A 23,268-nucleotide genomic window follows, 5' to 3' on the forward strand; every position below is an offset into this window, starting at 1 on the left:
TTTAAGGTTTACATTACTAAATTGTTAAACCTGAAAGAGATGTTTCTTAACTTTATGCTTTGTTAACAGGTAATGAACTTTTTTGTAACATATAGCCGATAACTTAGCCCCTGTGAAAAGAATACTACTCGCAATACTTTCCTTGGTTTGCCTCGGCGCAAATGCACAATCGGTCAAGAAGACTGAAAATTCAGGCCATAGTCATAACGATTACAGCCAGAATATTCCATTTTATCAAGCTTATTATGCAGGAATGGGCTCAATTGAAGCTGATGTTTATCTTAAAAATGGTAAGCTATTGGTCGCCCATAACGAAGAAGATACCGATCCTTCAAAGGATTTAACATCTTTATACTTGGTTCCCATCGCAAAGGCCTTTGCAAAGAACAAGGGCAGGGTCTATGCAGATAGCTCCCGAAAGTTGCAACTATTGATTGACATCAAAGCTGGGCATGAAGAAGTTCTGGCAGCGTTGATTAAAGAGCTGCAACCTTACCTCAGCTTTTTTGACCCGCAGCAAAACAAAAATGCAGTTCAGATTCTGATCAGTGGAGATGTCCCACCTGCCGCCAACTTTAAAGATTTTCCTGAATATATAAGCTTTGACGGCCGCACTACGAATACTTACACGGATGAGCAGCTCAAAAGAATCAAACTTGTAAGTGAAAGCATCGCATCGTTTACGAATTGGAATGGAAAGGGAACACCAACGCCTGCCGATAAGCTCAAACTGGTCAATGCAATCGCTATTGCGCATAAATGGAATAAGCCATTTAGGTTCTGGGGAACAAAAGATAATCCAAATACCTGGAAAGAATTGGAGGGTATGGGTGCAGACTGGATTGGAACGGATCATCCTGAAAAGCTCCAAGAATTTTATAGTGGTCGTGACAAGCTTGAATATCAGAATTCTAAGCCTTATCAGCCCTATCAACCATCCTACAAAACCGATGGAGCGCAAAAGAGGGCGAAAAATGTTATTCTTTTAATTGGTGACGGCATGGGTCTCGCGCAGATTCAAGCTGGACTAACTGCCAACTTTGGCTTTTCAAATCTGATGACTTTTAAACACCTCGGTCTATCAAGAACCGAAGCAGTGAATTCAGATTTTACAGACTCTGCGGCAGGCGCAACAGCCATGGCAACAGGCGAAAAGACGAATAACCGATACATCTCCGTAGATAGCAATGGCAAGAGCTTACCATCACTGCCGGAAGTGCTGTACAAGCAGGGTATCCTAAGTGGAATCATAAGTAGTGGCGACATTACTGATGCAACTCCTGCAGCCTTTTATGCGCATCGGAATGAAAGATCTCTTACGCAAGAAATAGCCGCTGATTTATTGAATAGTCCAGTTTCCATAATGGTCGGTTCAAAGCGCAAAAGTTTCACAGAAAATAAAGACAAGACTTTGATGACTGCCTTAAAAGCACAAGGCTTCAACTATTCAGAAACATTAGCGGATTTTCAAAAAGCAAGTTCTCAAAAGCAGTTGGTGTTACTCGACGACTCTGTAACCAGGAGGAAGCTTGAGGGTAGAGGAGAAATGCTCAAAAATTCCCTGAATAAAACTATAGAGTTGCTATCAGCCAATAAAAAAGGCTTCTTCATCATGGCAGAGGGCGCACAAATTGATCACGGCGGACACTCAAATGACTTGCCTTTCGTTGTTACAGAGCAACTGGACTTCGACAGGTTAGTGGGTGAGGCACTTAAATTCGCCGACAAAGATGGTGAAACCTTAGTCATTGTTACTGCAGATCATGAGACGGGCGGCTTGTCATTATTGGATGCTTCAGCAAAAACAGGAATAGTCCGTGGCAACTTCAGTACGGACGACCATACCAACATCATGGTTCCGGTCTTTGCTTATGGTCCTGGCGCAACCAATTTCATGGGCACTTTCAATAACAATGAAATTTATAAAAAGATCCTAAAAGCATTTTCCCAAAAGTAGCCAACTATCGGTAGTGCTCATTGTTATCATAACATGAAAAAGAGCTTTGGTATTTTGTTGTTCAGAAGGAGGCAAGAGCTTGAGTTTTTGCTGGTTCATCCAGGTGGACCATTCTGGAAGAACAAAAATAACGGCACCTGGTCTATTCCAAAAGGGGAAGGGGAGGACTTTGAAGAGCCGTTGGTAACGGCGAAGCGAGAATTTGAGGAGGAAGTTGGTCTCCTGCCAGATGGAGAATTTATCGAGCTCGAACCAATCATTCAGAAAGGTAATAAACAGGTTTACTGCTGGGCAGTAGAAGGTGACTTTGACCCGACAAAAACAATGAGCAATGTCTTTGATCTGGAATGGCCACCAAGGTCCGGTAAGTTTATTACTGTTCCAGAAATAGACGAGGCAAGATGGTTTAAGTATGCCGATGCGGTTTCGCACATTAACGAACGACAAAAAAAGCTGCTCGATGAGTTAATCCAAATACTCGTATAACTTTGATTAATTTAGCTTTTATGGAAAGTCAAATTAACAAATTCAAGGCAGGAATTCTTTTAGCGCTCTTATTTTTAATCGCTGTTCCGTCTTTCGCTCAGAATTACAAAGCCGGGCTTGAAAAGCATCGTGAAGAATACAGACAAGCGTTTTTGAGTGAAAAAGGATCGCCATTGAAGCAACAGGATTTAATTAACCTTAGTTTTTATGAGCCAGACAGCACATATTTAGTTCATGCAAAGGTCGAAATTCTTACTGGAGAAGAGCCTTTCCTCATGCCTACTTACAGCGGAAACGCCCAGCCCTACATCCGTTATGCGAAATTGAAGTTTAGCTTAAAAGGGAACCCGCAAGAGCTGACTTTATATAGAAGCATTAGGTTGTCTAAGCTTTCAGAGTTTAAAGATCACCTGTTCTTGCCTTTTACTGATTCCACAAATAGCAAAGAGTCATACAGTGGTGGAAGATACATTGACTTGAGTAACAAGGAGATCGAAGGTGAGGTAATAAAGGTAGATTTCAATAAGGCATACAATCCTTATTGTGCATACAGCGACGGTTATCAATGCCCTAAGCCTCCAGCTGAAAACGCAATTAGGGAACATATAAACGCCGGAGAAAAAGCTTTCTCCGGCGCTAAAAAAAAGTAATGCTATTTTTTTATTGACTTATTTCTTTTGCTGAGATAAGAATGTGATCAGCGAAGCAAATTCTTCGTAAGAAAGTGAGTTTGCAAGACCGGCAGGCATCATAGACGTTTCAAGCTCCTTGCGGGAGGTGATATCAGAGGTCTTAATACTGCTTACCTGACCGGCAATGTCTCTTAATGTTACCTTTGCTGCAGTTTCTGCTGTTACAAAGCCCATATAAGTATTATCGCCTTTTGCTTCAATCAATACGGTCGCAAAACCTTGAGAAATTGAGGCATTAGGTTTAAGAATGGATTCTGCTATTTGCTCTCTGTTCATAATCGAACCAATTTGACCCATGAACGGCCCTTTTAAAGGTTCTCCTTTATTCAAGCTATGACAAGCAATACAGCCCTGCTTGGAAAACAAGGCTTTTCCTAGAGATGCCTCACCTTTGATCTTAGCCATAGCTAGCATTACGTTCTCAATGGAAGACTCACCAATTTGTCCTTTTTTACTTTTGATTTTCTCAAGGTCAACGGTTACTTCGTCTCTTGGCGCCTCAGCTTCTTCACCGCCAAATTCGAGGATACCCATTTGGTTTTTAGCATTTAAGTCGGCATAGAATTCTTTCCCGGCAGCACCGGCTTTCAGCCATTCTGCTCTTAAAAATTCTTTAATTGCTGGCGATGCTTCCCAGTCTATCGCTGCATAGTATGGACCATGACCATCTGGTCTTGTATTCCACCATGTTAATCCCTGATACGGCTCTTCAACTTTGTATAGACGCGAAAGCGTTACCAAAATCTTATCTTTCAGAGCCTTGTCAGTAGTTTTGCTATATGCAGCCATCAGGCCATTTACCGCTTTTTGGTCGTGCATGTAACGGAGTGCCCATAACGCAAGGTCAGAGTTAGCAGTTCCAATGGCGTTGACTGTCTCGTCCACAGCATTTAAGCTTAAAAGCGAACGCACCGCAAGGTGAGCGTTGATGATTGAGGAATTAGGTGTCGCATGTGGACCTTCACTTCCTTTTTTCGGTGCTACAAATGATGCGGGTACTTTGATCTGAAGTAAAGCTGCAATAGCTTCTGGTTTACCAAGGCGACCAAGGCCGATGATTGAAGTTGCCTGAACTCTTAACGAAGCGTCTTTTAACCCATCAAGAAATGGTTTTAAAGGAACGTTTTTAGTTAGCGCCTTCCGATCTGCCAGTGCACGCAAAGCAAATTCTTTGACGTCATTATCAGCGGTCAATGCAATTAAATTTTCAATACCGCCTTCTCCTGCGGCCTGCGCATAAGTAAAGATACCTGCTGCACGGTTGTACAATGGTAATGCCTTATCTGAAGCAATCGCCCATGATGCTTTGACGGCATCTTTTGAAGGACGGGTTAGTAATTCCTGTTGCGCATTTAAACGGGCAACAGCACTGTTGGATTTAATGAGCGCAGATAGATCTTTCACTGATGCCTTTGTCAGATCAGGAAAAGATTTATATTTCCAATTGTTGGGAACTGCTCTTACAATAAATCCCTTATCAGGGCTACCGGAGTAACCTGCCCCATCCCAGGCGGATAAATATAGTCTTCCAGAACCATCCACATCAAGGTCAGTAATTTGGTTCAACTTGATGAACTCTTCGTCTTTCTGAGTAAAGCTGGCTCCGTCAGCAGTAACGCGATGAATGTACAACTGGCTGTTTCCCCAATCGGCCATCATTGGCACGTGGTTGTATTTTTCTGGCCAGGTAGGTTCGTCCATGAATAATGAACCGGTACCAGAACCACCACCTACATCAACAAGACCAGGAAGTATTTCTTCTGTGAAGTTCTTGAACAATAAAGGGTAGCCGTATTCTCCGGATTGGATATGATGACTGAAACGAATGTTCCAACCACCACCATCGTTAGTGTTGTCTCTCGTAAAGATGTTCATGAAAGGGTCAATCGCCACATCATATATGTTTCTGGTACCATGGGTATACAGTTCCATTTCTTTACCATTTGGCCTCACACGTACGATTCCACCACCATGCAAGGTTAACTTCGTGCCTTCACGGTCTACTGCGTTGTAAAAACCAAAGTCACCGGCAGCAATATAAATCCAGCCGTCGATACCCATCCTAATGCCATTAGTGGCATGATCTGTACCGCGACTCTGAACGAACTTAGGTGAACTGATATTTTGAATAAGCGGCTGAGATGGTCCATCTGCTACGCCGTCATTGTTTTTATCTTCAAATACCACAAGGTCCATTCCACTGGCAATACCGGTTTCTTTGTTGAAAGTAGTATGCAGCACATAAACCTTATTTCCCATGGAAATAATGCCGCGTGGATTATCTACCTGAGCAAATATGGTATGCTTATCTACTTTACCGTCGTTGTCGTTGTCTACCAGCTTGACAATACTTCCTTTTCCAGGTTCTTTTCCAAGAGAGCCGATTCTATCTACGCCGATATACACCTCGCCGGTAGCTGCAACAGCAAGACATGCCGGGCTGGGTGTTAAGTCTGAAGCTGCAAAATTTGTTAGCTTCAACTCTCCGGGCCATTTCGATGCATTTCGTAAAGTATCTTTTTTCAAAAAGGAGGTTGCGGATTGGTTAACCTCCGCCTGCTTCACGTTCCAGCCAAATCCAAGGAGGATCAGGAACGCGTACGCAAGTACTAATTCAATTTTAAACATGGTTCCATTATCTAGTTAATCAAATGTAATTAATTTAATTCCCACGAGCAATGCAAAACATTTTACACTAAGCCAGCCATAAGTGGGTCTGAAATGGAGTCAAGGCCAGTTTCCACGTGACCTGCATATTGTTTCACAAAATCAGGAAAGCCATCGATTTTAAGCGTAAGGTCGTACCAGCCCTGTGTTGCCTGCAGGTCGGTTTTAACCTTCAAATTCCCTTTTCCAGGGATGTCAACGATCCTTACCTTGTCGTTTTCATAGCGATTAGTAATGGCTAGCTTCACTGGTTCAGGACCAATGTTCTTTATTGTAAAGTTGATGTTACCTGTGAACCTGTTGCTAAGCAATCCACGGGTTTCATACTCTAAGTTCATAATTAAACGAGGATCACCTTTGGTCCCTCTGAAATGACGATAGAAACCATTAGGGCCGCTTATGTTAAGGTCATATATATCTTTAGAGAACTTTGAAAGGTTTAGTTCATCAATCAAAATATCTCCTGCTGATACTGCATATGACCAGGTCTTTCCAATTTGACCGTTATATAAATTGCGAGAATACATAGAAAAAGGAGCACCTGCATAGCGCATTTCCTGTCCAAATTTGTGTCCGGATGCACTTAGGCGTATGACGACAATCCCCTGCTCATCCAGCTCACATTCTGCACCCAATAAGTAAGGTAGCGCACAGGCTTTCCGGGTTCCTGTTTCCTGTTTAGGCATGTAATTTCCACTGGTAATTTCTGTGGGAGTTAGCGGTGTGGGTTTTAATTGCGCAGGCTTATTCTTTGCATTTTGTATATTGGTCAATACCTGTCCTTTTTCCAAGGGAGCTACAGCTGAGGATCGTTCCGCGTTTTCCGGTCTGAAAGCTGAAGTCAAGTCGCCGCAGATCTCCCGCCTCCAGCTACTGATCTGATTACTTTTGATGCGCTTCCCGGTTTTATGACTGAACAAGTGTTCCAAAAACATGATGGTAGAAGTATGGTCAAAGACCTGTGAGTTTACATAACCGCCTCTACTCCATGGCGAGGCGATCAGCATAGGGACACGATAGCCTAAGCCAATCGGACTGTTTGTCTTAACTTCATAATCCGCAGAAACATCAATATTTGCCGAGACTTTTCCGCTGCTTGAATCGCCAGGCTTAGGCACTACGTAGGGTGGGATGTGGTCAAAGTATCCATCATTTTCATCATAAGTCAAGATAAAGATGGTCTTTTTCCAAACCTCCGGATTCTTAGTCAGGATATCAATCGCTTCAGAAACATACCATGTTCCATAAAGTGGCGAACTGGTATGATCAGAAAATCTTTGGGGAGCAACAAGCCAGGATACTGCAGGCAGCTTTCCGCTGTCTACATCTGATCTGAACTGGTAGAATATATCATTCTTAGGGATGTTTAAGGTCTGAGCTACACCATGATCGTCGGTATAGTGGAAGGGCGCAAGTTCCAGATAATTAAAAGGGGCGTTGATATTACTAGCAAAAGCCTTATCAATCAGGTTTTTTTCATGTTGAGAAAGTTTATTGTACTTATCTGTAACCTCTGCGGCGCTAAGCTTAGCTTTTGGATCTCCGTGTTTTCTAAAGTATGCCGATAGCTTTACATTATAGCGCTTCACATATTCAATGGCATTGTCTCCATAGTTACCCATCCAGTCATCAACGTCTTCTCCTTTTACATCGGCTGTCCAGATTTCGTTCTGATAGATCTTCCAGTCGATTCCATTGTCTTCCAATACCTCAGGGAAAGTTTCCCAATCCACGTAAACATCATCCCTGGACTCTGCTTGTGAGTTGTTTACAGCAGCCGGGGAAGTAGAATTTAGGCCTGCTCTGAGATTGCCGGTCCACATAAATAACCGGTTTGGCGTGGTTCCCGTTAGTGAAGAGCAGAAATTATGGTCGCAGATGGTAAACGCATCAGCCATCGCATAGTAAAACGGAATATCGAGTCGGTCGTAGTGCCCAAGGCACATCAGCGATTTTACTGGGAGCCATTGGTCGTACCGGCCGCCATTTCTAGCCGCAATCTGGTCTGACCAGGAGTGAGGCAGCCCACCTTGCCAGGTGATCTTCGTTTTATTGATATCAATATGAAAAGGAGCATAAGCGTTACCGGCTGCGTCTTTTTGCAGCCAAACCGGATCCTGGTCGGGAAGTGTAAATGGTCTTGGATCATTGAAGCCACGAACCCCCTTCATGGTACCAAACATGTGATCAAATGAGCGGTTTTCCTGCATCAGGATAACCACATGCTCTGCATCGTAGAAGGTTGAGTTGGGATCGGCTTTAATCGCCAATGCCTTCTGTATAGACATGGGAATAACATTAGGCAATGTTGCCGCTCCGGAGAGCAAGGCTGCCTTTTTCAGAAACTCCCTTCTTGCATTCATAAAAGTTTTTTAACTATGTAATGCCTTCCAGATTACGTCGTATACATCTGTCGCTTTAATATTCCCTGGATCAATACCGGCATCTTCGAGCAAGTTACCATTTGTTATCAATACCGGATGATATCCTTGTGGGGTATTCACACTTCCATGTGATCCTTTAATGAGTGTCGCATCTAAAGGGATAACATCCATTATGTACCTAAACCCAGCTTTCTTACGCAAAAGTTTGTAGGCTGCACGTGGCTTTGACGACATAAACATTTCAACAGGATCATAACCTGGCTTCTTGTGTATGTCTACGCATCTCGCATAATCAGGTGCAACTGCATCATCAAGCCAGAAATAATATGTGAACCATGCATCAGCATCTGCAACGAGAACAAAGTCACCAGCGCGGTCATGGTCCATACCGTATTGTTTTTTTCCTTCTTCGTCCAGAATTAAGGCAACTCCAGGTACCTTTTCGAGCAGTTCTTTTACCCTTTCTTTTACTTCAGGGTCATTAATGTAGATATGCGCAACCTGATGATCCGCTACTGCGAAGGCTTTCGAGGCACCAGCATCAAGGAGCTCCAGACCTCTTTCCACACGAATCTGAAGCAAGTTATTTTCCCTAAGCATCCTGTTGATGTGGATAGGTTTGTGAACAGGTACAATGCCGTATTCTGAAAGTATAATCACATTGGCACCTTTCTTTTCATAATAAGTCACCAAATCTTTGATCACTTCATCTACTTCTCCAAGTTCTTTGCTGGTACGACTAAAATCTGAACCAAACTTCTGTAAGCAGTAATCCAGATGCGGAAGGTAAATCAATGTCAGCGTCGGATCATGCATTTCATCAGTCAGCATCGACGCGTCCGCGATCCATCTGGTTGACTTAATGTTGGCTCCCGGACCCCAAAACTGAAACAGTGGAAATGTTCCCAATTTCTCTTGTAAAGTATCTCGTAGCTCAGCTGGCTCAGAATAGCAGTCAGGCATCTTTCTGCCATCAGCCAGGTAATTGGGTCTTGGTGTCACCGAGTAATCTGCGTTAGAATACATATTATACCACCAAAACATCATTGACGAAGTGAAATTGGGGTCTTCTTTTTTGGCCCGGTCCCAGATCTTTTCAGCCGAAACCAATTTATTGGATTGCTTCCAAAACTTGATCTCAGAATCTATCTTGTCGTACCAGCCATTTCCAACAATACCATGTTCTGTAGGCGTTTTACCGGTTAAGTAGGTTGATTGAACAGCAGTAGTAACGGCAGGAAGCATGGGCTCAATGGCGGAGAGCTTTCTGCTTCTGATATAAGCTGACAAAAAGGGCGTATGTTCTCCAATTAGGTTCGCCGACAATCCAACTACGTCTATTACTACTGTCTTTTTCATATCAATGTTTCTAGTTTAATTGATCAATCACCCATTGCAGTTCCTTGCTTATAGACTGGGTAATGGGTAACTTTAACTGTTCCGGAAGTACCTCCCAGGTGTAAGTTTCCACCTCGAGGTGGTTAGTAAAGGGTCTTGATTTTTGTAATTCCAGCACCTCTATAATGTCACTTTGTGTTGATTCCAGCACGCCAATTTCTTGAGTAGAAATTGGAACATGAAAATGGGCACGCCATTGATGCACGTTCGGATGATCAAAATCTTCGAGGGCTGCAGGAAGATCGGGATACCTCAAAACAGAGCCGTCATTGGTTAACGCGACTACCTGATGAAGGTATGTTGGCTCATTAAATTTGCTGAAAGCGGTTTTGATGCTTGCTCTCTGTTCTGTATTTACCTGCAGGTCGCCTTTCAAAGCAGCACTGATCTGAATCTTGCCAACCCTAATATTCTTCTCCGCAAGCGCGTTTAAAACAGTTTCATGATTTTCATAGCCAATAGCGAAATGGCAAACATCATAACATAAATTCAGGTGGCGCTCCAGCATTTCTTTAGCTTCCTCAGAAGAAACATTAAAAGAGTTCTCCATTTCCGGGATGCCCAATAAGAGAAAGTCACCTTCAAACCAGTCTATAAATTCATTGCCCGTTTCCAGTATGCCATCTGGTTCTGGCTCAATGTCCAGGTGCATAATTACACCAGTTTTCTGATGAATGTGAACGAGTTCCTTTACAACTGTTATGATATTTAACGTAGCACTGCGCGTTGCTACCTTTAGCTCTTCTGGTGTATTGAACCAGTGCCTGTAGCTTAGCGGCGAGGTAGAGATTCCACCGTCCATGCCTTCAGGTAACAGCTTTTCTAAAATGTGGAACAGTCTGATTGTGTATTCTCTGCGGTCGTCTGTAGTCCAGTCGGGCGTATGCACGTCTTCCTTAACTACCGTATTATGAAACTCCCCGTAAGGGAAGCCATTCATTGTAAAAACGTAGGCCTGGTTAGTTGCCAGCCATTCCTTAAACTCCATTAACGGTGCATCATGCATTAAGCTCAGGCTTGCTTCATTCGACAATCTCAGACCTAAACCTAAAGCTTCATCAGGTGAAACCGTTGCCTTAATTAACGGAAAGTTCTTTTGTAAAGCAGCAAAATCCTCCAGCCAGTTCTTTCCAGCGTGGATGTTTGTGCAATAGGTTAAATGACCGGTATTAACTTTCATAACCTGCAGATATTAAGCTTTTTTGTGTAAAATCATTCACATAACTACTTGCCTTGATCAGTAGCTCATGATCCATTTCATTTACTTCTTTACCCGTTCCAAGATCAGTTAGTAAGGTGATGGTGAGTCTGCCACCCAGGTGTTCCTGAAACTCAGAAAGGCCTTTTAGTATAGGTGATTCGAGATCATTAATCTGGATATAAGGATTAGAAATGTCATACCCCAACTGTAGCAATACCTTTAAAATCCGGTGTAGCTTTTCTTCAGTAAGCATTCCCTTTAGATACGAGTAAGTGCTGTCTAAGGCAATACCCATTGCTACCGCTTCTCCATGAAGGACGCTAAAATTACTCAGCTGCTCTAGTTTGTGTGCCGCCCAGTGACCGAAGTCAAGCGGACGGGCTGATCCAGTTTCGAAAGGATCGTCACCTGCAATATGATTAAGGTGTAACTGTGCACATAGTTTGATCAGGTAATTCATGCTGACCTTGTTCCTTGCTACCAATTCATCTACATGCTCCTCTATCCAGTCAAAAAACTCCGGATTCTTAATCAGCGATACCTTAATTGCCTCAGAAATGCCTGAACGATAATCTCTGTTACTGAGTGTGTCTAAAAAGTCATCATCGTTAAACACCACAGCTGGGGGAGCAAAGGTTCCCAGAAAATTCTTTTTACCATTATAGTTGATGCCGTTTTTCACGCCGATACCAGAGTCGTTCTGTGACAGCACCGTAGTTGGTATTCTGATGTGCTTAATGCCACGGTGTGAAACCGCTGCAGCATAACCCACCAAATCAAGTACAGCGCCGCCACCAATTGCAGCAACGTAGGAATGCCTGTCAATTCCGAATTGGTTAACCGCCTCAACGATCTTGTCAAATAGGTTTGTATCATTCTTGGCTGCCTCGCCACCGGTGATCACCAACACTTCTTTGATTAACTGAACATCAGTGTGGGCACTGAAATATTGGGTAATGTCGTTGATCAGATTTGGATGCGTTTCTGCAACCCCCTGATCTACTACAAAGAATATTTTGCGTAAGGATTCAGATGGTTTCTGTTTAAAGAAATCAGCAAGTGTATTGTTATTTATCTCAAATAGTGAAGAAGTGAAGAAGATTTTATACTCAAATTTCACACTAAAAGATTGTTCCAGGTAGTTCATGTTTGGTTATGATTAACACTAGGTTACTGCAAATGCTTTGCCCAAACCCAGTGATATTGGTAATAAAATAACGATTATTATGGCAAGCGGCCAAATGCCGAAAGCGACAGCCCAGGCAGCGTTTAATAAAATCAGGGCAATAACGCCTGCTTTTACCGCCTTGCCAATATTTGGCCCAATCGGCTCTTTTATGGCTTTGATCAGCGGCTTTATGATCATAAAAGTGAAGGGGACCAGGAATATCATTGTAAGTGGCACCTGTCGGTTACCTGCAGCAAAATATATGACACTGGCGATTACCAGGCCATATAATCCTATCGCAAAGTAGAGGGTATTTTTACTGCCCCCGTGAACTTCACCACGACTGATCATTGTAATGGCGGCAATATATACAATAGGTACAATGGCCAGGTACCAGTAGCGTTCTACCTGCTCCGGAATAATGCATATCCCTAATAGAAGGTTTAAACCGCGACAAAGACCCATATTGATAGGCCCAAAAATAGCGCTGTGCTTTAAAAACCGGTTGTAGATCAGACAGCAGATCATAATGGCTACGGCAAGGTATTGTGCATTCCTCCCCAAGAGTCCTGCCGTAAAAATGCCGATGAAAAAGCAGATTCCGCCAAATATAGTTGCTGCATTTTTAGTGATCAAGCCGCTTGGAATGGGACGTTCCGGACGTTCGACCGCATCGAGCTGAGCATCAAAAACGTCATTCAAAATGATGCCACCGCTGTACAAGCCGATCGTAGATATACATAATAATATTACAGGAAGCCAGGGTAAGTTTGCGCCATTGTAAGCGCCCCAGCCATAAGTAGTATCCGCAACAACCAGGTAACCTGCTATCGCTATTCCCGCCAACACATCTGCAACCGAGGTAACCACGTTTGCAGGTCTCATCAACCTAAGGTATCCAGTTAGTTTCTTCAAGTTCTTAAGAAATGATAATTGAGTTCTTGTCTATTCTGGGCTGCTGACCGCCTCTCAAAATTGAGTTGCTTTCAAACTTCTGACTTTGGTCGATGGTCTTTACAGCATTGAAATCATTCTCGTCAATTTGTCCGCTTTGTCCGAACGCTGTAATCGCATTGCGGTAACTTACAAGTTCTATGTCTTTTACAGAGATGCCCGATTGTACCATCAGCGCAGCTGTTTTTGGAACTGCTAATGGATCGCTAATGCCCCAATCAGCAGCAGAGTTGATCATTACTCTTTCAGATCCATACTGTTTTACCACCTCAACCATTCGCTCATTGCCCATCTTTGTAAACGGATAGATGGTAAATGCGGCATAAAAACCTCTGTCCAACACATCTTTAACAGTCTCTTCGTTGTTGTGGTCAATGATGACCATATGAGGAGCAAGTCCATGCTCTATAGCAATGTCCATACTGCGTTGAGTGCCTTTCTTCTTATCGCGGTGCGGGGTGTGTATTTGGACAGGTAAACCTGCTTCTAGAGCAAGGTCTAGTTGAAGTCTGAAATACTTTTCTTCTGCAGCAGTTTGGTCGTCAAATCCTATCTCTCCAATTCCCACTACTCCTTCTTTGAAAATGAAGTTAGGTAGGATTTCCATCACCTGCTCCGCAAGTTTCTCATTGTTTGCCTCACGGGAGTTCAAGCCAATGGTGCAATAGTGTTTAATCCCGAATTGTGAAGAACGGAACCTTTCCCAGCCAATCAGGCTGCTATAATAATCCGTAAAACTGTCTACACCCGTTCGCGGCTGTCCCAGCCAGAATGCAGGTTCAATTAATGCAACAACACCTGCGTCGGCCATTGCCTGATAATCATCAGTGGTACGCGAGGTCATGTGGACATGCGGATCAAAGAACTTCATTCCGCTTATCAGGTTCAGATCAAGGGTAGTTTGAATTTTCTCACCTTCACTTCTTTCTTGGAAATTTTCATTACAGCACATAATTCAATAGTTATATTGTCTGATTCTTTAATTCAATTAAACGATAAATGTTTGGCTCAACAGTACGATGAGCAGCAGTTCTTTCTGCAACATAATCGCTTAGTGTATCCTGCAAAGCCTTATTTATACGGGTGTTTAAGCCGGTTATCCTGGTCACATCTTTTTCCGTGAAGAATGCTTTTAACACCAGTTGATTAAAAGAGTTTTCTGAAAGATAAGTTGCAGCAAATGGATTATGATACATAATTGCCTCTAGCACTGTGCCTATATTGCTGCGAATGCCATTTTCAGCCCATGCGATCCATTCTTCCGGATAAGCATAAAAAGGCAATGCGGAATATAAGGCGACTTGTTCATTCATCTCAGAAGCGGTGAATAGTGCGCTAATCTTCTTAAGATAGGCGTCTTTGTCTGCTGGAGAAACCTGCATCAATAGCCATACTCTGGCCAGCCTGTCAATGCTCCAGCCTTCTAAGGAAAACCCCGGCAACAGAGCTACAAGTCTATTTACATTTTCCTCTGCGATTATCACTAAGTTTCTGCCGGCATGTTTTGGCAATTGAGCGAAAGCCTGATTAAGTTGAATAGATTTTTCCTCCGTTTTTACCCCATCAGCCTTGGTGTTAAGCCAGGCGAATGCATCCTCAGAAAGATTGTTTTTAATAATAGATAAAAAAAGAGGGTCGAGCTCATTGAGCTGCGATGTACTTGATGAAGACATGTTTTCTAACTTAGTTAACGGCCACAAAATAATTGATGGCAAGTGCTCCGCTGATAATCAGCAGTCCGAAAAATTCCCTCGTTTTTTCAATGTAGGGCTTCGTCGCCTGCATGCTTTCTACCAGGCTCGGACTCTTATACTTTTGAATCCAGTCTCGCACACCATCCTTGGAAAAGAACAAAATGATTGCATAAATCAAGTAGAAAGATATCGCTCCTAAATAGACATTCGGATAGAATTTGTTAAATATGGCAAATCCACAACAAATTGAGGCGACCATGTAAATGGGAACCCAAAGCCAAGGGTCTACGTCATTCAAATTGAGATAAGCGAATACAACAAAAGAAAGGCAAAAAAATGCATTTAAAATGCTCAGCAGCATGGTAATGAAATTTAATTTGTGTGTTATTTGATTACTTAACACAAAGAAACAGATAATTAAGTCGATTTAATAATAGGCCAGTGTAAAAAAAGGGATATATGACAAGGCTTTGTGTATTAAGTCGTATTTTGATCAGAAATTGATAAAGCTCCCGGCACATCAAGTAACCAAATAGTTGAAAACCATAATGTTGAAAAAAGGTCCTCTGTTAGTAGTAACGCTATTTTTTCTAATTTCCTGCGCAAGCAAACAACCTTCTGTTAAAACATCTTCCAGCAAACCCATTTCTTCCCTGGAGACCAATTTTATAAGTCCTCCAGAGGCCATCCAGACTAGTATTTACTGGTATTGGATGTCGGATAACATTTCTAAAGAGGGGGTGATCAAGGACTTGCATGCCATGAAATCTGTGGGTATTAACAGGGCGTTTATCGGAAACATAGGATATGAAACCACACCATATGGCAAGGTTAAATTATTCTCAGAAGAGTGGTGGGACATTATGCATACTGCATTAAAGACCGCGACTGAACTGAACATCGAGATAGGCATTTTCAATGGCCCCGGATGGAGCCAGTCTGGCGGTCCCTGGGTTAAACCTAAAGAGTCCATGCGTTACCTGACATCTTCCAAAATCAATGTTGTTGGCCCTAAAACTCTTGAGCTAAAACTGGAAGAGCCGGAAGGTGATTTTCAAGATGTAAAGCTAATCGCTTACAAAACTCCCAAAAGCTATTTCAATACGCTGCGGGCTTTCAATCCTACATTGAGCACTTCCTTAAAACTGGAAAATGCAGAACGACTAATCGACGGGAATTTAGATACAGAAGTCCGGATCCCTTCTTCAGAAAACTTTAGCATTGACTTCGATACAGATAAGGCTTTTACTGCCAGAAGCCTGGTTATTTATCCTGGCAAGCGAGGAGTGAACCTTCAGGCGCAGCTTCAGATAAAACAAGATGGAACTTATAAAACGATTAAATCGTTCGATATCAATAGGAGCAACGACAACCTGAATGTAGGCTTTAAGCCATACGGTCCTATCGCAGTGTCTTTTCCAACAGTGACGTCACGTAATTATCGATTGGTATTTAGCAAGACCGGCGACTTCCTGATCAAGGAAATCCAGCTGTCTTCAACCCCTGTAGTAGGAAGCTTCATTGAGAAAACACTTGCGAAGATGTACCAGACACCACTGCCGTATTGGAATGAATACCAATGGGCAGATCAGGCAGTTGTAGACGACCCGCAGCTGGTGATCGATCCCTCCACTGTAGTTGACATCTCAAAATCCATGACTGCTGATGGAGTCTTGAAATGGACGGTTCCGGAAGGAGACTGGACCATCATGCGCACGGGGATGCTGCCTACCGGAGTACAAAACGGACCAGCTTCGCCAGAAGGGACTGGTCTGGAAATCGATAAAATGAGCAAAGCACACGTGGCCACTCATTTTGATGCCTTCATGGGACAGCTGTTGAAAAGAATTCCAGCAGCTGACCGTAAGACCTGGAAGATTGTAGTCGAAGACAGTTACGAGACCGGAGGCCAGAACTGGACTGATGGGATGTTAGAGAAGTTTAAGTCAAATTATGGCTACGATCCAATGCCCTATCTTCCTGTTTTACAAGGAGAGGTTGTGGGTACGCAAGATAAATCCGATCGCTTTTTATGGGACCTGAGACGATTTATTGCAGATCGGGTAGCCTATGATTATGTCGGTGGCTTAAGAGAAGTCAGCCATAAACATGGCTTAACCACCTGGCTGGAAAACTATGGTCACTGGGGCTTTCCCGGCGAGTTCCTGCAGTATGGCGGACAATCTGACGAGATTGGTGGCGAGTTTTGGAGTGAAGGAGAATTGGGAAATATTGAAAACAGGGCGGCATCTTCGGCAGCACACATTTACGGTAAAACGAAGGTCTCTGCAGAATCTTTCACCGCGGGTGACCAGCCTTATAAACGATATCCGTATGTGATGAAACAAAGGGGTGACCGTTTTTTTACAGAAGGAATCAACAACACCTTACTTCATGTATTTATTGAACAGCCGAGTGAGGATAAAGTGCCGGGTATCAATGCAAACTTCGGAAATGAATTCAACCGTCACAATACCTGGTTCAGTTACATGGATCTGTTTACAGTCTATTTAAAGCGTACTAATTTTATGTTGCAGCAAGGAAAGTATGTTGCAGACGTGGCTTATTTCATTGGCGAGGATGCACCAAAAATGACAGGTGTAATCGATCCTGCGCTACCCTTAGGATACGCTTACGATTATATCAATGCGGAAGTTATCAATACAAGGGTAAAAGTAGTTGACGGGAGGTTGGTGTTGCCGGATGGTATGTCTTACAAGATGCTCGTATTACCCAAGCTAAAAACAATCCGCCCGGAATTGTTAGCTAAGATCAAATCTCTGATTGCGCAAGGTGCAGTAGTCATGGGTCCAGCACCAGAACGTTCACCAAGTCTCGCTAATTTTCCGGAGGCCGATAATATAGTAAAGAAATTAGTTACCGAAATATGGGGGGATGTAAATGGTACTTCTGTGAAATCCAGAAATCTGGGTAAGGGAAGAGTGATGTCGGGCATGGACATGCAAACTGCCTTCAATGAACTTTCCATCGTTCCTGATTTCAGTTCCAATACAAAAGATCAGATACTCTTTATCCATCGCAGTTCAGCGGAGGGAGAAATTTATTTCCTAAGCAATCAGAACGAAAAGGAAGTTAGTTTCAATCCCGAATTCCGAATACAAGGCATGCAACCAGAGATCTGGGACCCTGTTACAGGAGGGATCCGTGCCTTACCGGACTTTACCCAAAATGGAAAGGTAGTCGTGGTACCATTAACGCTAGCGCCATTGCAAAGTGCATTTGTCGTTTTTAAGAAGTCATCAGATCATCGGGCAACTACCGCTACTAACTTCCCTTCATCTAATGCTACCGCAGAAATAAAGGGTCCGTGGAAGGTTGAGTTTGAGGAAAAGATGCGAGGACCAAAGGAGCCTGTGGTCTTTGAAAAGTTAGTTGACTGGACCATGAGGAGCGAGGAGAACATCAAATATTACTCTGGTACTGCTGTTTATAACAATAGTTTCGAGGCAACGAAGTCAGCGGCTGGTGAAAGAGTTTATTTGAATCTCCCCGACGTTAAAGTGATGGCTAAGGTAAAAGTGAACGGCGTTGCTGTAGGGGGTGTTTGGACAGCGCCATGGAGAGTAGACATTACTGATGCCGTACAAAATGGAAGCAATACATTGGAAATATCAGTGGTGAACACCTGGGTCAATCGACTCATTGGTGATAGTAAATTGCCAGAAGCGCAAAGGAAAACATGGACGAACAACAACCCTTACCGCCCAGATAGCAAACTGGAGGCCTCTGGATTAAAAGGTATAGTTACTATCAGCAAGATCAAATATTGATATTACCTACAGCGTTACAGATTTTTATAAGTGTAGCTGATCATGGTTTTATATTCCACTTTCGATGGTGGATCAGTATCTATAACTATTGCACTTAAAGGCATTCCGTCAGTGTCATAAGTATAGTTAAACGTTTTCTGATGTTTCACTCCACCAGATTCCGTTTTAATTTTCAGGATTTCATTAGTGGAAACACGGTCTACCGTTTCAATTCCAAGCGGCCATCTGATCGATGCATTAAAAAAGACGTTTTTTCTCTCGCCGTATTCGAAGTCATAATTAACAAATACACGATTTGCGATCTCAATTGTTGATATAATGTTTGCGTTATTGTATTCGTAATAAAGCCTTCTTGTGTTGTTTCCGGTTTCGTAAATATTGATCTGTCCGGTTTGAGAAAGGCTACTGATATAATCATAGTTCAATGTTCTTTTCAGGACTCCATCCGTGTAGATCTTAGAGACTCCTTTAGAAGGGTAATTGTCCTTATAGGTTATTTCTAAGACTGTATTCACATACCCATCATTAACTTCAATATTCGTTAGCTTGTCGCCTGTGTAAGAGTATGTCGTTATAAGGTTGCCTGTTTTGATGGTAGACAGTCGTCTTAGCTCGTCATACCCAAGTGTTGTAATTGTGGTAGCCGTTCCTTTTACCTCGGTGATCTGGACCAGGTGCCGCTCAGAGGTATCGATTACCAAATCCTGATTATTTTCTTTCGTGCAAGAAAGTAGGCTAATGAAAGTCAGCAATATTAAGATCAGTTTATTTCCGCTCATTACAAAGTAGGTGTAGATTAAAAATACGGAAATTTATTTGGAAGTAAAAAGCGGTATTTCTACAATTCTATCTTTAACTGCAGCTCAATCGCTTTAAAAGTAGGGCGCAATACTACCACTTCATCGTGACAACGCTCTTGTAGTTTTTGAAGATTAGCTAGTATCAGGCTTCTAGGATCAATATTGCATAAATTGATTAAGTCGGCCAACAAATAACCGAATGCCCGTACTTCAATCTTTTCGATAAGGGAGTTCTCATAAAAGCTGGCAGCGCCGAAATCACTGAACAAAGTGTTACAATCGGCATCAATTAAGATATTATGCGCATACAAATCGCCATGCATAATGTTCTTACTATGCAGTTGTGCAGCTACTGAAGCAATGGTGCTGGCGATTTTCAGCGCCTGTTCTGGTTCCAGCTTAAGCCCTTCACGGAATAGGTCGCGGGTACAGGACTCTAAACTTGGCGGATCTCCGAGGTTGTGAAAACTAGCAGGTATAAGCTCCATTACTAAGCCCTTTTTATCCTCAGGATGGTTGCTGATCTGACCAAGCAATTCCACCAGGCCAGAATGGTGTCCGGCAGTAATGCAAGTATTCATTTCATCCTGGGGCAGTCCATCACTCGTGACTTGTCCTTTAAACAGTTTCACTGCCAGGTGTTTTTTAATATCCTCCCGAATCCACTGTGCCTGATAAATGATGCCTGAAGCACCCTGCCCCAAGACGTGGTTTAGTTCGAGTTCATCCCAGCTTATCAAATCGAGGGGCTTGATTTCAGGTGATTCCACGAATGGATTTCCTGAAAAAGCAAGCCAGGAAAGTTTAGGCATATTGAGCAACCACTCCGGCAGGCGGTCTATTTGATTCGCAGAGATTCGGAGTAATCCTAAATTCCGACAGTTTTGAAGCGTATGGGGCAGTTCTGTTAACCTATTGCCAGCAAGCATAAGCTTCTGCATTCGGGCGCAGTCACCTATTGTAAGCGGTATGCTGTCAATCTTGTTATTGGTTAGAATCAACCACCTCAAATTGGGATTTATAGATTTTGGTAGAACGGTTGTGATGCGGTTAGATTTAAAACCTACAATATCCAGCAATGGGCAATCAGAGAGTACCTCGGGAAGTTCGGTGAAGTCATTATCGGAGCAAAAGAAGATCTTCAACTTTTTAAGCAAGCCGAAATGGTCTGGCAATCTACTGAGCTTGTTGCGAGAAAGATCAAGTATTTCCAGCGTATCTGCCAATTGAAATATCTCTTCGGGGAATGTTGAAAGCTGTTCAGAAAGCTTCAGCGAGGTTGCTCCGCTTAATTCACCATTTTGTAATTGTAGTAATGTTTGCATATAAAGATGGTGCTAAATATAGAAGAAAGAATCTAAGTTTAGCACCATCGTTGGTTGAATTGTTAAGCTCGCGTTATTGTAAGTTAACATAGATTTAATCAATTTTGAACAGTTTAATTACATTAGGCGCTTACTTTTGCGGCCGGACGTCTGCCCCTAATCCGGACTTAAACATCAGCACAAATGAATAGAAGATCACTCTTAAAAGGTAGTTTGCTAACAGGTCTTGGCCTGCCATTTTTATCAGCAAAAGATATTATCGCTAATCCCCTTACGAGTCTTAAAGGTAAGAAAGCGAAGAACATCATCTTCATGGTGAGCGATGGGATGAGTACCGGTACCTTAAACATGGCAGATATCTATTCAAACCGCATATTAGGGAGAGGCACGAACTGGCTTCAATTGTATAGAGATTCAAAGGGAGCAAGAGCGTTGATGGACACTGCATCTGCGAATGCATTGGTTACAGATTCTGCGGCTGCCAGTTCTTCATGGGGTGGTGGAATGAGGGTTAATAATGGCTCGCTTAATGTTGGTCCAAAAGGCGAAAAGCCGCAACCTATCCTCCAGAAGTTTAAAGAAAAGGGAAAGAAAGTAGGTTGTGTAACCACTGTTCCGATTACTCATGCAACACCTGCTGGATTTTGTGTAAACGTAGATGGAAGGGATGACCAGGCTGAAATTGCCAGTATTTATCTTACTCTAAAGTTTGATGTTATGATGGGTGGTGGAGCGAAATACTTCGGTGCAAAGAGAAAAGATGGCAGCATTCTGCCTAAGTATCTTGCACAAGGTTTCAATGTTGCAGAAAACACGCAGCAAATGTTACGTTACAGTAACAGCAAGCCACTGCTTGGTCTTTTTGGTGAAGATGGCATGCCATATGAAGTTGATCGCAAGAACGATCCCCAGTTGTTGAAGAATGTTCCATCCTTAGCAGACATGACGGTTAAAGCCATCGACTTAATGAAAGATCATAAGGATGGATTTGTATTACAAGTAGAGGGAGGTAAGGTAGATTGGGCAGCACACGCTAACGATGTGAGCGGGTTGATCTTTGATCAGCTGGCTTTTGATGACGCCGTAGGAAAAGCGCTGGAATTTGCTGAAAAGGATGGTGAAACTTTAGTTATTATTACTACCGACCATGGAAACGCGAATCCAGGCTTGTTTAATTCTGCAAACACCAACAATAAGTTTGACAAACTACAACAGTTTAAACACAGCAACACCTGGGTATTAGGCCAGTTAAATCAGTCTTCAACAGTGCAACAAGTAAGAGATTTAATAAAAGAGGGACAGGGAATTGAATTGCGCACTGAGGATGCACAAGGTTTAATGCTGCATTTTAAAGACATCATTCCAGGGCAGATTTATAATGATAAGAATCTTCCATTTTACGAATATGGTAAGATGTTGGGCAAATACACAGAAGTTCAATGGGCAGGTATGGGTCATAGCGGCGATTATGTAGAGCTGGCGATGTTTGGTCCGGGAAGTGAAACATTAAAGCCATTCGTAAAAAACTACGAACTACACAACCTAATGTTAAAGGCCGCTCAAATGATACCTGCTGGCTAATCCCCGTTGGCCAGTCTGGAGAAGTGCTCAAAATATTCTTCAGACATCTTCTTCCAGCTAAAGTGATCAGCGGTATATTCAATGATCTGATCAGCAGTAAGCTGTGCTGGTGCTTCATTGGAGAAGGCGCTATTTAACACGGCCGACCAGGTCTTTTCATCACCTGGCGGCAAAAGTATCCCATTTTTACCATCTTCGATAGCGTCAGTGATCCCTCCGGTAGCAGAAGCAAATACGTTGGCGCCTTGCATGCATGCTTCGAGGCAAACCAATCCGAATCCTTCCATGTCTCCTGGGACCTCAATGTTCGGCATAACAAAAGCATCCGCCACCCCTAGTAGTCGATTCATTTCGATTAAGGGAAGCTTGTCAGTTCTAATGACCTTAAGGATTTTGCCAGGTAGCGTTAATTGTTTCTGAAGCGCTGTTTCATCGCTGGGCGAACCTAGAAACAGCTCAATCTTATCCTTTAAAAAAGAAGGAAGGCGCTCCAGGAGCAGAGCAGAAAAAGGCTTTCGTCCCTGAACAGGTCCAATAAGCAACAAGACCACATCAAAGTCTAGTAAGGGCATCACCTGATCGATAAACCAGGAGAAGCCTTTTCGTTTTACAGGTCTTCCAATGGCTATCAACAATCGCTTCTCCTTAAAGTCCAATCCGTATCGGGTTGATAATTCTTGATTAACGTCCGCCCGCTTTGCTGCTATGCGTGTGCTTACATCCACGCCATTGTTTACCACCCTAATTTTCTCAGTGGCGATCCCTCGGGCGCTACAGGCATCCGCTGTCGCTTTACTCACCGCAAATACCAAGTCGAAATTGTTAAACCTCGGAAAGATCATCTTTTGGAAAACACAGGACGGAAATACTACGTCGAGCCCGTGGAAAGTCACGGAGCGCTTTAGGTGTTTGTAACCACCATGAATCAAGCTGGCTGCTGCCATCAGCCCATCATTATAGTGGATGATTGAAATCCCGGGATGAGTAAGCAACATCTGTTTGATGCGCCTGGACAGCTTTATAAAAAAGCTTAACCTGCTTTCCTTGCCTTCATAGATCAGGGTATGGACTCTGGCGAGGGAGCTTAAACCTTTGATCAACTCAAAGCTCTGCTTTTCCATCCCTCCGGTAGCGGGAGGATATTTATGACTTACCAGTAAAAGTTCCATG

Annotated in this window: 17 protein-coding genes; 5 read left to right on the plus strand and 12 right to left on the minus strand. The window is 42.9% G+C overall.

All coding sequences use genetic code 11. The features are described 5' to 3' along the window. The first annotated feature begins 112 nt into the window (after positions 1–112). Genes WKF66_RS03935 through WKF66_RS03945 form a run of 3 tightly spaced genes read left to right on the plus strand, consistent with a single transcriptional unit; the run spans position 113 to position 3,093 of the window. Positions 113–1,957, plus strand: coding sequence for an alkaline phosphatase (locus WKF66_RS03935; RefSeq protein WP_489673102.1), 1,845 nt, complete (start codon positions 113–115; stop codon positions 1,955–1,957). Positions 1,958–1,990: 33 nt separating this feature from the next. Continuing rightward, positions 1,991–2,443, plus strand: coding sequence for an NUDIX hydrolase (locus tag WKF66_RS03940; protein WP_489673103.1), 453 nt, complete (start codon positions 1,991–1,993; stop codon positions 2,441–2,443). A gap of 20 nt (positions 2,444–2,463) precedes the next feature. Beyond that, the gene (locus WKF66_RS03945) at positions 2,464–3,093 is read left to right on the plus strand and encodes a DUF1684 domain-containing protein (protein ID WP_489673104.1); all 630 of its coding nucleotides are present in this window, start codon (positions 2,464–2,466) and stop codon (positions 3,091–3,093) included. Positions 3,094–3,111: 18 nt separating this feature from the next. Here the strand turns inward: WKF66_RS03945 and WKF66_RS03950 are convergent, their stop codons facing one another. The 9 genes from WKF66_RS03950 to WKF66_RS03990 all read right to left on the minus strand — a co-directional run bounded on the left by WKF66_RS03950 (position 3,112) and on the right by WKF66_RS03990 (position 14,962). Beyond that, complete coding sequence (locus WKF66_RS03950; RefSeq protein ID WP_489673105.1) at positions 3,112–5,763, minus strand: DUF7133 domain-containing protein; 2,652 nt, start codon at positions 5,761–5,763, stop codon at positions 3,112–3,114. 62 nt (positions 5,764–5,825) lie between these two features. Continuing rightward, entirely contained in the window at positions 5,826–8,165 is a 2,340-nt protein-coding gene (locus tag WKF66_RS03955) for a phosphocholine-specific phospholipase C (RefSeq protein ID WP_489673106.1), read from the minus strand. 9 nt (positions 8,166–8,174) lie between these two features. Then, positions 8,175–9,545 (minus strand): alkaline phosphatase family protein, encoded by a 1,371-nt coding sequence (locus WKF66_RS03960; protein ID WP_489673107.1) that lies wholly within the window; start codon positions 9,543–9,545, stop codon positions 8,175–8,177. Between the two features lie 10 nt (positions 9,546–9,555). Then, on the minus strand, positions 9,556–10,764 hold the full coding sequence (eboE, locus tag WKF66_RS03965; RefSeq protein WP_489673108.1) for a metabolite traffic protein EboE: 1,209 nt from the start codon (positions 10,762–10,764) through the stop codon (positions 9,556–9,558). Beyond that, complete coding sequence (locus WKF66_RS03970) at positions 10,754–11,932, minus strand: 3-dehydroquinate synthase (RefSeq protein WP_489673109.1); 1,179 nt, start codon at positions 11,930–11,932, stop codon at positions 10,754–10,756. The genes eboE and WKF66_RS03970 overlap by 11 nt, the downstream gene beginning before the upstream one ends. A gap of 18 nt (positions 11,933–11,950) precedes the next feature. Then, entirely contained in the window at positions 11,951–12,868 is a 918-nt protein-coding gene (gene eboC / locus WKF66_RS03975; RefSeq protein WP_489673110.1) for a UbiA-like protein EboC, read from the minus strand. A 4-nt stretch (positions 12,869–12,872) separates the two neighbouring features. Then, a complete protein-coding gene (locus tag WKF66_RS03980; RefSeq protein ID WP_489673111.1) occupies positions 12,873–13,859 on the minus strand; it encodes a TatD family hydrolase in 987 nt (328 codons plus the stop codon). A 10-nt stretch (positions 13,860–13,869) separates the two neighbouring features. After that, on the minus strand, positions 13,870–14,580 hold the full coding sequence (locus WKF66_RS03985) for an EboA domain-containing protein (protein WP_489673112.1): 711 nt from the start codon (positions 14,578–14,580) through the stop codon (positions 13,870–13,872). Between the two features lie 10 nt (positions 14,581–14,590). Next, positions 14,591–14,962 carry a transmembrane 220 family protein gene (locus WKF66_RS03990; protein WP_489673113.1) on the minus strand — a complete coding sequence of 124 codons (372 nt, stop codon included), beginning with the start codon at positions 14,960–14,962 and terminating at the stop codon, positions 14,591–14,593. A gap of 187 nt (positions 14,963–15,149) precedes the next feature. Between WKF66_RS03990 and WKF66_RS03995 the strand changes: the two genes are divergently transcribed. Further along, positions 15,150–18,392 (plus strand): glycosyl hydrolase, encoded by a 3,243-nt coding sequence (locus WKF66_RS03995; RefSeq protein WP_489673114.1) that lies wholly within the window; start codon positions 15,150–15,152, stop codon positions 18,390–18,392. A 14-nt stretch (positions 18,393–18,406) separates the two neighbouring features. Here the strand turns inward: WKF66_RS03995 and WKF66_RS04000 are convergent, their stop codons facing one another. Both WKF66_RS04000 and WKF66_RS04005 read right to left on the minus strand, forming a co-directional pair. Further along, positions 18,407–19,171 carry a hypothetical protein gene (locus WKF66_RS04000; RefSeq protein ID WP_489673115.1) on the minus strand — a complete coding sequence of 255 codons (765 nt, stop codon included), beginning with the start codon at positions 19,169–19,171 and terminating at the stop codon, positions 18,407–18,409. Between the two features lie 59 nt (positions 19,172–19,230). Next, on the minus strand, positions 19,231–20,517 hold the full coding sequence (locus tag WKF66_RS04005) for a leucine-rich repeat-containing protein kinase family protein (protein ID WP_489673116.1): 1,287 nt from the start codon (positions 20,515–20,517) through the stop codon (positions 19,231–19,233). 183 nt (positions 20,518–20,700) lie between these two features. Here WKF66_RS04005 and WKF66_RS04010 point away from each other — a divergent pair, with 183 nt between their 5' ends. Further along, a complete protein-coding gene (locus WKF66_RS04010; RefSeq protein ID WP_489673117.1) occupies positions 20,701–22,098 on the plus strand; it encodes an alkaline phosphatase in 1,398 nt (465 codons plus the stop codon). Here the strand turns inward: WKF66_RS04010 and WKF66_RS04015 are convergent. Next, complete coding sequence (locus WKF66_RS04015) at positions 22,095–23,267, minus strand: glycosyltransferase family 4 protein (RefSeq protein ID WP_489673118.1); 1,173 nt, start codon at positions 23,265–23,267, stop codon at positions 22,095–22,097. The two genes, WKF66_RS04010 and WKF66_RS04015, sit on opposite strands and share 4 nt — an antisense overlap. Between the last annotated feature and the right edge of the window lies 1 nt (position 23,268).

The sequence above is a fragment of the Pedobacter sp. genome (genome assembly GCF_037719805.1).
Lineage (GTDB): Bacteria > Bacteroidota > Bacteroidia > Sphingobacteriales > Sphingobacteriaceae > Pedobacter.

Bases quoted from the DNA above. Each gene is read 5' to 3' on its own strand.
- WKF66_RS03940 (WP_489673103.1), top strand. From the start codon at position 1,991: ATGAAAAAGAGCTTTGGTATTTTGTTGTTCAGAAGGAGGCAAGAGCTT.
- WKF66_RS03945 (WP_489673104.1), top strand. From the start codon at position 2,464: ATGGAAAGTCAAATTAACAAATTCAAGGCAGGAATTCTTTTAGCGCTC.
- WKF66_RS03950 (WP_489673105.1), bottom strand. From the start codon at position 5,763: ATGTTTAAAATTGAATTAGTACTTGCGTACGCGTTCCTGATCCTCCTT.
- WKF66_RS03955 (WP_489673106.1), bottom strand. From the start codon at position 8,165: ATGAATGCAAGAAGGGAGTTTCTGAAAAAGGCAGCCTTGCTCTCCGGA.
- WKF66_RS03960 (WP_489673107.1), bottom strand. From the start codon at position 9,545: ATGAAAAAGACAGTAGTAATAGACGTAGTTGGATTGTCGGCGAACCTA.
- eboE (WP_489673108.1), bottom strand. From the start codon at position 10,764: ATGAAAGTTAATACCGGTCATTTAACCTATTGCACAAACATCCACGCT.
- WKF66_RS03970 (WP_489673109.1), bottom strand. From the start codon at position 11,932: ATGAACTACCTGGAACAATCTTTTAGTGTGAAATTTGAGTATAAAATC.
- WKF66_RS03980 (WP_489673111.1), bottom strand. From the start codon at position 13,859: ATGTGCTGTAATGAAAATTTCCAAGAAAGAAGTGAAGGTGAGAAAATT.
- WKF66_RS03985 (WP_489673112.1), bottom strand. From the start codon at position 14,580: ATGTCTTCATCAAGTACATCGCAGCTCAATGAGCTCGACCCTCTTTTT.
- WKF66_RS03990 (WP_489673113.1), bottom strand. From the start codon at position 14,962: ATGCTGCTGAGCATTTTAAATGCATTTTTTTGCCTTTCTTTTGTTGTA.
- WKF66_RS03995 (WP_489673114.1), top strand. From the start codon at position 15,150: ATGTTGAAAAAAGGTCCTCTGTTAGTAGTAACGCTATTTTTTCTAATT.
- WKF66_RS04000 (WP_489673115.1), bottom strand. From the start codon at position 19,171: ATGAGCGGAAATAAACTGATCTTAATATTGCTGACTTTCATTAGCCTA.
- WKF66_RS04005 (WP_489673116.1), bottom strand. From the start codon at position 20,517: ATGCAAACATTACTACAATTACAAAATGGTGAATTAAGCGGAGCAACC.
- WKF66_RS04010 (WP_489673117.1), top strand. From the start codon at position 20,701: ATGAATAGAAGATCACTCTTAAAAGGTAGTTTGCTAACAGGTCTTGGC.
- WKF66_RS04015 (WP_489673118.1), bottom strand. From the start codon at position 23,267: ATGGAACTTTTACTGGTAAGTCATAAATATCCTCCCGCTACCGGAGGG.